This window comes from Empedobacter sp. 225-1 (genome assembly GCF_030328185.1).
In the GTDB taxonomy this organism is placed as follows: domain Bacteria; phylum Bacteroidota; class Bacteroidia; order Flavobacteriales; family Weeksellaceae; genus Empedobacter; species Empedobacter stercoris.
The window spans coordinates 1-11,807 of sequence record NZ_JACALO010000057.1; the positions used below are offsets into that span (position 1 = coordinate 1).

12 protein-coding genes and 1 riboswitch are annotated in these 11,807 nt (G+C 31.9%); of the genes, 6 read left to right on the forward strand and 6 right to left on the reverse strand.

The genetic code is table 11. From position 1 onward, the window contains the following. Positions 1-108: 108 nt before the first annotated feature. Positions 109-621 (forward strand): GNAT family N-acetyltransferase, encoded by a 513-nt coding sequence (locus HX088_RS13010; protein WP_260542675.1) that lies wholly within the window; start codon positions 109-111, stop codon positions 619-621. 39 nt (positions 622-660) lie between these two features. Here HX088_RS13010 and HX088_RS13015 read toward each other — a convergent pair whose 3' ends face one another. After that, the gene (locus HX088_RS13015) at positions 661-2,688 is read right to left on the reverse strand and encodes a M3 family metallopeptidase (protein WP_286484372.1); all 2,028 of its coding nucleotides are present in this window, start codon (positions 2,686-2,688) and stop codon (positions 661-663) included. Positions 2,689-2,828: 140 nt separating this feature from the next. On the opposite strand from HX088_RS13015, the gene HX088_RS13020 reads away from it, so the two are divergent. From HX088_RS13020 to HX088_RS13030, 3 genes are all read left to right on the forward strand, one after another. Next, positions 2,829-3,755 (forward strand): 2-hydroxyacid dehydrogenase, encoded by a 927-nt coding sequence (locus HX088_RS13020; RefSeq protein WP_286484373.1) that lies wholly within the window; start codon positions 2,829-2,831, stop codon positions 3,753-3,755. A gap of 102 nt (positions 3,756-3,857) precedes the next feature. After that, positions 3,858-4,751 (forward strand): helix-turn-helix domain-containing protein, encoded by an 894-nt coding sequence (locus HX088_RS13025; protein WP_171623943.1) that lies wholly within the window; start codon positions 3,858-3,860, stop codon positions 4,749-4,751. A gap of 175 nt (positions 4,752-4,926) precedes the next feature. After that, positions 4,927-5,925 (forward strand): beta-ketoacyl-ACP synthase III, encoded by a 999-nt coding sequence (locus tag HX088_RS13030; protein WP_286484374.1) that lies wholly within the window; start codon positions 4,927-4,929, stop codon positions 5,923-5,925. A gap of 58 nt (positions 5,926-5,983) precedes the next feature. Here the strand turns inward: HX088_RS13030 and HX088_RS13035 are convergent, their stop codons facing one another. Further along, complete coding sequence (locus HX088_RS13035) at positions 5,984-6,400, reverse strand: putative signal transducing protein (protein WP_225541449.1); 417 nt, start codon at positions 6,398-6,400, stop codon at positions 5,984-5,986. A gap of 79 nt (positions 6,401-6,479) precedes the next feature. Here HX088_RS13035 and HX088_RS13040 point away from each other — a divergent pair, with 79 nt between their 5' ends. Further along, entirely contained in the window at positions 6,480-7,226 is a 747-nt protein-coding gene (locus tag HX088_RS13040; RefSeq protein ID WP_286484375.1) for a dienelactone hydrolase family protein, read from the forward strand. A gap of 113 nt (positions 7,227-7,339) precedes the next feature. Here the strand turns inward: HX088_RS13040 and HX088_RS13045 are convergent, their stop codons facing one another. The 4 genes from HX088_RS13045 to HX088_RS13060 form a co-directional block, all read right to left on the reverse strand. Continuing rightward, the gene (locus tag HX088_RS13045; RefSeq protein WP_286484376.1) at positions 7,340-8,254 is read right to left on the reverse strand and encodes an AEC family transporter; all 915 of its coding nucleotides are present in this window, start codon (positions 8,252-8,254) and stop codon (positions 7,340-7,342) included. A 414-nt stretch (positions 8,255-8,668) separates the two neighbouring features. Then, on the reverse strand, positions 8,669-8,815 hold the full coding sequence (locus HX088_RS13050) for a VOC family protein (RefSeq protein ID WP_286484377.1): 147 nt from the start codon (positions 8,813-8,815) through the stop codon (positions 8,669-8,671). Positions 8,816-9,121: 306 nt separating this feature from the next. Then, on the reverse strand, positions 9,122-9,544 hold the full coding sequence (locus tag HX088_RS13055) for a PaaI family thioesterase (protein ID WP_286484378.1): 423 nt from the start codon (positions 9,542-9,544) through the stop codon (positions 9,122-9,124). Positions 9,545-9,592: 48 nt separating this feature from the next. After that, the gene (locus HX088_RS13060) at positions 9,593-10,198 is read right to left on the reverse strand and encodes a hypothetical protein (protein WP_286484379.1); all 606 of its coding nucleotides are present in this window, start codon (positions 10,196-10,198) and stop codon (positions 9,593-9,595) included. A 48-nt stretch (positions 10,199-10,246) separates the two neighbouring features. Then, positions 10,247-10,341: riboswitch (SAM-I-IV-variant riboswitch) on the reverse strand. Positions 10,342-10,917: 576 nt separating this feature from the next. Between HX088_RS13060 and HX088_RS13065 the strand changes: the two genes are divergently transcribed. Beyond that, complete coding sequence (locus HX088_RS13065; protein ID WP_286484380.1) at positions 10,918-11,712, forward strand: alpha/beta fold hydrolase; 795 nt, start codon at positions 10,918-10,920, stop codon at positions 11,710-11,712. Positions 11,713-11,807 lie beyond the last annotated feature (95 nt).

The following is an 11,807-nucleotide window of genomic DNA, read 5'->3' on the forward strand; positions in this document are numbered from 1 at the left end:
TTGCAGCGGATAGCCCGACCGAGCGTAGGAATTTTTTACTATTTAATTATAATTTTGTTGGCGAGGGAACGCCCAGAAAATATTATATTTGAGTATATAAATTATTTTATGAAAGAAATTCTTTCGTTTAGAAAAGCAGTAAATGTAGATTTGGATAGAATTTGGGATATTCTACAACAGGCAATTCACAAAAGAAAAGAGGAGGGGAGTGAGCAATGGCAGAATGGCTATCCAAATAAAGAGGTGATAAAGGATGATTTGATCAATGGTTATGGATATGTTATTGTGGATGAACTCCATTTGATTATTGGGTATTTGGCTTTGATTGATCGTGAAGAGCCTGCTTATAATAATTTGGTAGGTAGTTGGTTAAGCGATAAACCTTATCTTGTTATTCATCGTTTGGCTATTGCACAAGATGTTTCGATAAAAGGAATTGGAACGTGGACTATGAAAGAAGTAGAACACATTGCTTTACTCAAAGGCATTCATAGTATAAAGGTTGACACAAATTTTGACAATCTTTCGATGTTGAGAATTTTGGAAAAATTAGGTTATAAATATTGTGGAGAAGTGCATTACGATGGAGATCCAAGAAAAGCTTATGAGAAATTACTATAAAAATAAATCCGACTGAAATTTCAGTCGGATTTTTAATAATTATACTAATCCAGCTCGCTTTAATAAAGCATCAGCTGTAGGTTTGTGTCCTCTAAATTCTTCGTATAATTTCATCGGTTCTACTGTGCCACCAGACGATAATAATTGATAGAATTTGTGAGCTGTTTCTTGGTTAAAAATTCCAGTTTCTTGGAAAAAGGCAAATGCATCAGCATCTAAAACTTCGGCCCATTTATAGGAATAATAACCAGACGAATAGCCTCCTTGGAAAATATGAGAAAAAGATGTACTCATTATATTTTTATCTACTTCTGGATATAATTCGGTTTGTTTGAATGTTGCTTTTTCAAATTGTTGTAAATCATTAATTTCTACTAAATCATTTGCGTGATAAGCCATATCCAATAATCCAAAACTCAATTGACGAACCATTTGATAACCTTCCATAAAGGTAGAAGACTCACGCACTTTGTCTATTAATTCTTGTGGAATAATTTCACCTGTTTTATAATGTTTAGCAAATAACTTCAATGCTTCTGGTTCATAACAAAAGTTTTCATAAAATTGAGAAGGTAATTCTACAAAATCCCAATATACATTTGTTCCAGATAGACTTTCGTAAGTTGTGTTAGGTAACATTCCGTGTAAAGCATGTCCAAATTCGTGGAACAATGTTGTTACTTCCTGAAATGTCAATAATGACGGTGTATCTTTTGTCGGTTTTGTAAAATTACATACTATTGATATGTGTGGTCGTTTCGAATTACCATTTACATTAGAAGCCTCTCTATAACTTGTCATCCAAGCTCCTGGGCGTTTTCCTGAACGTGGGAAGAAGTCGGCATACAATAAACTCAAGAATTCCCCATTTTTATCTAATACTTCGTAAGTCGTAATGTCTTCATTGTATTTATCTATAGTCTGAATTTCTTTGAACGTAATACCATATAATTTTGTTGCAACATCAAAAGCACCTTGAATGACATTTTCTAATTGAAAATAAGGTTTCAATTCTTCATCAGAAAGGCTAAATTTTTTCTGTTTCAATTTCTCTGCATAATACCCATGATCCCAACGTTGTAAAGTTTCAATCCCGTCAACTTCTTTTGCAAAGGCAGCTAATTCTTTGATTTCTTTTTCTGCAAAAGGTTTTGCCTTTGTTAATAAATCATGTAAGAAATCTAAAACCGTTTCAGGTTTTTTAGCCATACGTTCTTCTAAAACATAATCAGCATGCGTTTTGTACCCTAATATTTTAGCGCGTTCTTGACGAAGTTTTACTATATTCTTGACATTTTCTTCGTTGTTGTATTCATTATTTTGATAAGCTTTTACACCATTTGCTCTAAATAATTTTTCCCTCAATTCACGATTTTCAGCATATTGCATAAACGGAATGTAACTTGGTGCGTGCAATGTAATTAACCACCCTTCGTATTTTTTTTGTTCAGCATCTGCTTTTGCTTGATCGATGACATATTGAGGTAAACCTTTCAAGTCATTTTCATCTGTGATTATCAATTCGTATGCATTGGTTTCTGCTAATACATTTTGCCCAAATTGTAACGAAAGCATGGCTAATTGTTTATCAATTTCGCGAAGTTTATTTTTATCTTCTTCGTTCAGGTTTGCTCCATTTCTCGAAAAACCTTTGTATTTTTTCTCCAATAAATAAGCTTGCTCTTCTGTTAGTTTTAGCGAATCTTTTTGATTATAAACAACTTTAATTCGTTCAAATAAATCTTGATTCAAGCGTACATCATTCCCAAATTCAGATAATAATGGCGAAACTTCTTGCGCAATTTGTTGAATTTCATCATTTGTTTCTGCTGAATTTAAATTGAAAAAGATTGAAGAAATTCGACCTAACTTTTCGCCCGAAAGTTCCATTGCTTCAATTGTATTTTCGAAAGTAGGAGCTTCTGCATTTGAAGTAATGGCATCAATTTCTGCTTTTGCATCATCAATTGCCTGAATAAATGCAGGTTTGTAATCATCATTTTTGATTTTAGAAAAAGGAGCACTTTCAAAAGGTGTTTCAAATTTTTCTAATAGCGGATTCGTCATTTATAGTGTATTTTTTTGTTAAAATATAATTGTTTTAGCTCTTTCAAAATCTAATCCAAATGTAAAGAATCTGACAAATCGTCAAATTTAATGGGAGATTAATTTCGAGAAGAGTAAATTTGTTTTAAAAGTAATCAATTATGAGTGTAGCCTTATTATTTAATCAAAAACCAACAGAGGAATGGCAAAGAAATTTGCAGAAATTATTGCCAGAAACAAAAGTCGAAGTTTACCCAATTATTTCAAACCCTGAAGATGTAGAATTTATAGCGACTTGGAAACCGCACAAGGATTATATAAAAGAGTTTCCAAATTTGAAAGTTGTTCAATCTGTGGGAGCTGGTATTGATCATTTATTGCATACAGAAATTCCTGATTCTGTAAAGGTAACGCGCATCGTGGATTCAGCTTTGAAACAAGAGATGTTTGAGCATGTGTTGGCGTGTATAATGACATCAATGAAAAATCTATTGACGTATCATAAAGATCAGCTTCAACAGGAATGGAATCCAAAAAATTATACAAGTATTCATGAAACGACTATTACCATATTGGGATTAGGTGAGATAGGAAAACTGGTTGCAGAACGTTTTGTTGCCTTAGGTTTTCGCGTAAAAGGTTGGTCAAATTCTCAGAAGAATATAAATGGAGTAGAGACTTTTGTAGGTAAAGAAGGTTTGAATTCTGCTATTGCGAATACAGATTTTATAGTAAATATTTTACCGTTGACAACTGAGACAGAAAGTATTTTAAATTATAAGTTTTTTAATCAATGTTCTAAACAAACCGTTTTAATCAATGTTGGTCGAGGCGCTCATTTGGTCGAAAAGGATTTATTAATTGCTATTGATGAAAAGCAGATAAAAGAAGCCTATTTAGATGTATTCAGAGAAGAACCATTACCAGAAAATCACCCGTTTTGGTCGAATAAAAATATATACATAACGCCTCATATTGCGAGTGTTACTAATGCAACGACAGCTTTACAACAAGTAGCTACTAACTATAAGAAACTGAAAAATATGGAAACGTTAGAAAACGAAGTATCGTTGGATAAAGGCTATTAATTTCATCAAAATGACGTAATGTTTTGTTAAAAAGACGCTTTTAAGTTTTTACTTGTCAAAAAAATCTTTTAACATTGTAGTTGTAAAAATGACAATTCAAAAATGAGTGACTATATTCAACTTTATTCAATTGATAATATATTAAGAACTTACAAAGAAGAGGCAACTGATCGTCGGTTAGCAATATTTGATGTAGGTCCAGAAAATAACTATTATTTTGTAAAACGTAAACCCTATAAATTTACGTCACTTGGGTTGATTTTAATTACAGCAGGAACATGCGAAATCACGGTTAATTTAGAACCAACGTTGATTAAACGTGATGATATTATTGTAGTTTTACCAGGTCAGTTATTCGAAATTATAGAACATTCGGCTGATTTTGCAGTAAAAGCGATCTTTATTGATTCGGATTTGATTATAGAAGCTGGATTCCATGTGAAATCACATAATCTGGTTGAATTTTTGTCGTCTAAGTATCCTAAAATAATTTCATTAGATAAAAAAATTGTACGTGATATGCGTTATAATTTGAATAAAATCAGTAAATACACGATAAAAAACGATAATATCTTCGCAAAAGATTTGGTTTTACATCATTTTTCTGTCCTAATGTATGAAATGGGAAATTATTATAACCAAGCAGTAACAGCTAAAAGCGCAACGAAAGAAGTCAGAAAAGAAGAGTTAGCAAAACAGTTTTTGTATCTGGTTTCGACGCATTTTCGACGTCAACGCAATGTACAGTTTTATGCAGATGAAATGTTTATCAGCCGAAAGCATTTGACTAAAATTATTGTCGAAGTCTTTAATAAATCCCCAAAACAAATTATTGCAGAAGCTATTATATTGGAAGCTAAAGTTTTATTGAAAAACCCAAAACATAGTGTTTCTGATGTTGTAACTGAATTGAACTTTATTGACACTTCGGTTTTTAGTAAATTTTTCAAAAATTATGCAGGCATTTCTCCTACAACTTTTATAGCTTCAACCTAATTATTGACGTAAATCAATACAATTTTAAAATCTTCTTAAAACGTCTTTTTGACATATTATTACGTTTATTGTGCTAACTGATTTCGTAAATTGGATAGACCTTTGTTGCTCAAATTTTGAATGATGCGTCTTTTTGTAGACGTTATTTTCTTAAAGTTTGATTGAAAAGAATTTTATGAAGGTAGATTTTACAAAAAAAATATTTGCACATATTTCAGCAATTGGAGGTTATGTGCCAGAAAATAAACGAACTAATTCTGATTTAGAAAAAATTACAGATACTTCTGATGAATGGATTGTAAAAAGAACAGGAATTAAAGAACGACGTATTTTAGAGGAAGGTTTAGCAACTTCTGATATGGCAGTTCGTGCGATTCATAACTTACTTGAAACTTACCAAAAAGACATCAAAGATGTTGATGCATTAATTGTCGCTACTTCTACACCTGATATGCTGATGCCTGCAACGGCAAATATCGTTTGCGAAAAATTAGGAATAGAGAATGTATGGGCATTTGACATGAATGCAGCTTGTTCTGGATTTTTATACGCGCTCGATATGGGTGCTTCGTTCATTGAAAGCAATCGTTACAAGAATGTCTTGGTGATTGGTGCAGACAAAATTAGTGCGTATGTAGACATCAAAGATCGTTCGACGAATATCTTATTTGGTGACGGTGCGGGTGTTGTTTGGCTTGAACCAACAAACGAAGAAGGAATTTTAGATGCCTTGTTGTTAAGCAACGGAACTGGAAAAGAATTCTTAAACATCGAAGGAGGAGGATCTTTATATCCTGCAAGTTCGCAGTTATTGGTAGATGAGAAGCGTTATATCAGACAAGATGGTAAAATTGTTTTCAAAAATGCCATTCAATCAATGAGCGATACCTGTATAAATGTGTTAAAACGAAATGATTTTTCGGTAGAAGATGTGAATTGGTTAGTTCCGCATCAAGCGAATAAACGAATTATTGACGCTGTAGGAAACGAAATTAATATTGAAGAGGGTAAAACGTTAATCAATATAGAAAACTACGGAAACACAATCGCAGCCACTATACCGTTATGTATTTGGGAAAATACATCAAAATTAAAGAAAGGAGATTTATTGATGTTGACAGCATTTGGAGCAGGTTTCTCTTGGGGAGCAAGCTTATTGCGCTGGACTATCTAATCGATAAAATTCATATATTTTTTGTTCTAAAAGAACGGCAATTTTTGTCGTTCTTTTTTTACTGTAATCCATCAAATTCTTCTCCACACTTTTTACATTTAAAAACATTTTTGTAGTAAATAGGGTACGCCCAAAAGAGGATAGAAGATAATAACGAAAGCAAACCTTTTCTTCCTTTCATTGATTTGAAATAACTATAATACGCTTTGCTACCACATTTCGGACAGACGATAATTTCATCTAAATCATTCGTATAATCAGTTGCGTTAATCTCATCCAAAACCTTCATAGCACGGGCAGTGTCTTCTTCTTTTATCTTCACTTTTACGCCACCTATTGCATTAGACAAGAACTGATTTATTCCAACCGAATGTTCATCAAAAACAAATGCATCTATATTTTCACTTTCCAATTTCGAACGTAAAATATGCGCTTCAATCGGAGTTTCAAATGTTTTTAATGTAATTAGTTCCATAATAATTGTGTTAAATATTCAATTCGTATCGTTTATAAAATTAGTTCTTTTTAACTTAATGTTCTAATATTTTTAGAAGATGAAGACTATTATTCAATATTTATTTTTAATCGTATTACTGATGAACACAGCAAATGCACAAAACCTAAAACAAGTTGTTTACAAAGATGGTATGCAAAAACTAAATGGTTTAGTCACGGAAAATGAGACGAATAAATTGCCAGGAGTTTTGATTCTTCCTGCTTGGAAAGGTGCAGATAATGAAGCAAAACAAGCTGCATTAGACTTGTCAAAAGAGGGATATATAGCATTTATTGCAGACATTTATGGCGAAGGTAATTATCCAACTAACAATGCAGAGGCAGCTAAAATAGCAGGAAAATACAAGTCTGATTATGCAGCTTATCAAAAACGAATTGATTTAGCGTTGAAAGAGTTAATCAAAGCTGATGCAGATCCAAGTAAAATTGCTGTAATTGGTTATTGTTTTGGAGGTACAGGCGCATTAGAAGCTGCTCGTGCGCAATTAGCTGTTGTGGGTGTTGTTTCTATTCATGGTGGATTAGCAAAAGATTTGGCTCGAAAAAATATCCCTCTTAAAACAAAAGTTTTAGTAGAACATCCAGCTGATGACGAATCTGTAAAACAAGAAGATATTTCGAATTTGGTACTTGAAATGAACGAAGGAAAAACAGATTGGCAAATGATTACTTACGCAAATTCAAAACACACGTTTACCAATCCGGAATCACCTGATTACAATAAAGTAATGGCAGATAGAGCGTGGCAACATACATTATTGTTTTTAAAAGAAGTATTGAAATAAAACCATTAATTCGAGTGAAATTATTTTTAGAATTTTGTATCGAGAATAAGGTTTTAGAAGATAAAATTCATCTTAATTCTCGATACAATTTTAAAAAAAACATAATAAGAAATCTACTGAATAAACAACTGGATCATTTCATACCAAAAAGCAGCTGTAAAAAAGCCTATAATAATACTGATTCCAATAATCAAATTGGTTAGTTTGGTGTTGAGTTTAAATTGTTCCGCAATAATACTCGATGTTACTAATGTAGGCATTGCAGCTTCAAAAATAGAGATTTTAGCCACATCACCTTTTATCCCAATTACGATGGCTAAAAGCATTACAACTGCAGGCGCTATCATTAATTTGTAAACCATAGACATCGAAATTTGTGACCATAATTTTCTCCAACCATTAAACTTTAATTGCAGTCCAACTGAAAATAAAGCCAACGGACCTACAGTTGCAGCTAATTTATCGAAGAATGGTTCGGCAGGAGATAAGTCGATAAATTGAGATAAAATCAATGCACTGATACAACCCAAAAATGGGGGGAAAGTAAATAATCTTTTCAAGATAAATTTAGAATCTATTGCTCCAGATCCATTACTTCCTCCTTTTAATGCAGAAACTATTCCGATGGTTGATAAGCACAAAAACATGGTTTGATCACAAATAATCGCAATACTTAAATATTTTTCTCCATAAAATGCTGAGATCAAAGGGAAACCAATAAAAGAGGTATTGCTATAGCCGCTTGCCAATTCCAATGTTCTTCTCGAACGCTCCGAATAGCCTTTTGCTTTGCTGTAGAATTTCATGTAAAATAAACTTCCAACGGCAATAATGACAGTCGAAAAGATAGGGAATAGCATTTCTTGCGACCATTCTACTTTTGGTAAATACTTAAACGAGACTGCTGGTAAAGCTAAATATAAAATCCATGTATTGATCCCTTTATGTGCATCAGGATGTATAGATTTTGTTGCTTTAAACACCATTCCGGCGATTATGCAGACTGCGATTAATATAAAATTTACCATTTTTTAGATATTTAGAATGCAAAGTTACAATCCCATTTTTTTTTACCCTAAAGATATCACTTTTTATTCAATGCTTATTTTTTATAAAATGGCAAGATTAGATTTATTTAATTTATTATTATCTAAAATTACTTTTGAATAATGATTTTCATTTTCCAAAATAGCTGTAAATGGAGCAGGAATTATTGTATCAGTTGTAGGAAACTAAGTTGTTTTAATAAAATAATTTGGTAATAATATTTTCCCTTCATCTGAGCCATTAGTACCAAAAGTATCAAAATCTCCTTTTCAGAATTTAGATGTTGTTTTCTATTATAATATATGATTAGTTGCTTCAATATAAGTTGTAGGTAAACCAATTTCAGAAATTTCAAAAAATAGAATGTTGATCAAATCCTGCTTAGTTCTCATAAGCTAAATATATTCTTCATTCGATTTTACAAAAGTTAATCTTGTCCAACCAACTTGTAAACTAAACTGATTATCGGTTTCTTCAATTAACTCAAAAGCTAGAATAGTTGTATAAAATGATTTCGTTTTTTCTAAATCATTTGTAAACAATTGTAATTCTTATATTTTCATTCTGCGATTTTTTATAAAAGTAAACCAACTAAACAGAAGAAAACATCAAGACGAATTGATTTAATTAATTGCGCTATAAGTAAATTATTTCCTTCAATTAGTTATTATTCTTTTCTTTCAAAAAACCTTTTTCTTGACACAAAATTCTTACAGAATTTCACTCGAAATGACGGTTTTTTCATATAAAAAAGGTAGAATTATACTACTGATTTCTATATCAAAATAAACATCTATTTCTATATCTCTATGTGGTCATTTATTCAAAAGTTGAGACAAATTATATCTTTATTTTATTCTCATCATAGTCACCAAAGAAGTAGCCACATGCGTTTCTTTGTTCGTTGTTTCGTCAACCACAAAAATCTCTGTGCGTATGGTGCTTATCTTTTTTCCGCCTTTTATCACATAGGCTTTTGATAGTAAATAATCACCCAAAGCAGGTCGTAAATAATTCACCTTTAACTCAACTGTTACCACATAACAATCGTCGTCATAGTGAGAAACAGCAGCATAACCAGATGAAACATCAACCAAAGAAGCAATCATAGCACCATTAAACATTCCGTGTTTACGTGTCATCATTTCTTGTTTCGGAATCTTAATCGAAACATAGTCCGTTTCGCATTCGATAAGTGATGCGTTATAAAATTTCAAGGTTTCTGAACGATTAAAACTTACCTCTACTAATTCTCTTTTTTCTGGCGTCATATAAAATTGCTTTCAACAAATATAGAGATTTGTCGAAAGCAATTTCAGTTATGCAGTTACGTTATTCAAGTTTTCTTCTTTGATAATCGTATTTTGATGTGACAAAATTACTTTATCCAAACCGCGGTAATAATTCCCTTTGTCAACAGTAATCAATAAATTATTTTTCGGAATTTTATTGATAATCTTATTGTTCGGGAAATGTTGTTTCGAGTTTTTGAAGGTAATAAATACATCATCTTCAGTTAGATTTTTGACATCATCTTCCGAAATAATATCAATCAATTCATAAGGTAAATAAAGTTGATCGAAGATATAATGAAACGTTTTAAGGCGTTTTCTGTTCAATTCTTTGCTATGTTGCAAAAAGTTTCTCAATCTATGTACAACAGCGTAGAAATTATCTACCAAAGGCGGTTTGGGAATATTACGCTCGAACAAGCAACCATCAATCAAACTAAGCGGAAGTTTGATATTCAATTCATCTGTTTTTACATTGTATAGATGGCGATAATCCAAACCTCTTTTCTTGAATTCTTCAATAATATGATCTTTTAGCGCAGGAACTTTAATAGGCAATTGTTGATTGATAAAATCGACCAATTTTTCATCTGATATAGGAGCTAAATTAAGCTCAGAAATGTTTTGTGACATACAATAAATAGTTAAAATAAAACAATTATTGTATTTCGATAATAGGGGATTTTTCGTTGTTTTTGGATGAACTCCCGTATTGTTTTACCACCGTGGAGACTCCTCTCGGTTGGTATCGTTTTCTACGATTCGAAATACGGTGTAAAACTACATAAAAAATTGAATATGTAGTAATCTTTTCTAATAATTTTATTTTAAAATGATCACTTAGAATTTTATTCTAAATTGGATATTGTTTCGATAATAAAGTTTTGAATAATTGCTTGATTTGTTTTTTTATATTCTACCATATAGATACATCGTAATACTAGTTCATTTATTCATTTTCCAATTTATCTCTATTCATCAACATTGTTAAACCTATGTCTCTATGTGGTTATAAATTTTATGTTCTGAATTAGATGCGACCATGAAACGAGTTTAGGGTGACGACTTCGCTATTAAAAATCAAGATTTTGAAAATTTTACAAATAATTAAGATAAATTTAATTGTTTGCCGAAAATTATTTTATATATTTGAGTAACAAAGTAATTAAAAAATGAAGTTTACGTGCTTATATATGTCGATTCGCAAACAGGTTTGGAATATCCAGACGTGGGAAAGTCATGTATACTAAAAAGAGATTTTATTTTTTAATATATTTTAGGTTTCCCCGTCGAGTTTCGATGGGGATTTTTTTTGAACAAAAACAACAATTACCAATATAAAATTAAAAACAATGCAAAGTTTACAACAATTAACGATCCCAGTTTGGCCCTTAGAGGACAACACAATCTTAAACAATGTTTCGGTAACATTTCAACTTTTTGGACTTCCATTAGGAACAGCTCCAGTCATTTTGATTAACCATTCCTTACACGGAGATTCAGATTGTACCTGTCATTGGGATGGGGTCATGGGAAAAAACAAAGCAATTGATCTTAATGAGTATACGGTAATCTGTATAGATATTCCTGGAAATGGCGTTTCCCAAACCATAAAGTACGACTATATTCCACGCGATCACATTACAGCACGCGATGTAGCGGTGTTGTTTTGGTTGACGTTATTTGAATTGGAAGTAGACGAGATTTTTGCCATTATTGGTGCAGATTTAGGTGGAGGATTAGCGTGGGAAATGGCTTGTTTGTTCCCAAATAAGGTGCTGAATATTATTCCGATAGCAGCAAGTCCTAAGACTACAGATTGGTTGGTAAAAGAGCCAACAGCTAAAAGCGAATACCTGAAATCTATTTTCTATTCGATAGATATATCACGCAATAGAGGCGATATATTGCAAGTTTCGCAATACATCAAATCGAAGATACATGTGATTTATGTGAAGGACGGAAACTTGTTCAACAAAGCAGAATTGAAACGTTATTACGCCAAACTGCAAGAGTTTAACAAACATGTGCAGTTTCATGAAATAGAACAAATAGAAAACAACGAATTATTGAAAGCCAATATCGATGAGGTTGAAAAAATAGTAGACGGTATCCTCGAAAAAGAGTTTATTAATAATGTCGCATAAAACAAAAAGCTCCTGATATACACTGCCCCCAAAAAGTTAGACACTTTTGGGGGCATTTTTTATGACAAGAAAAGTAAAATATAGTGTAGCATTTA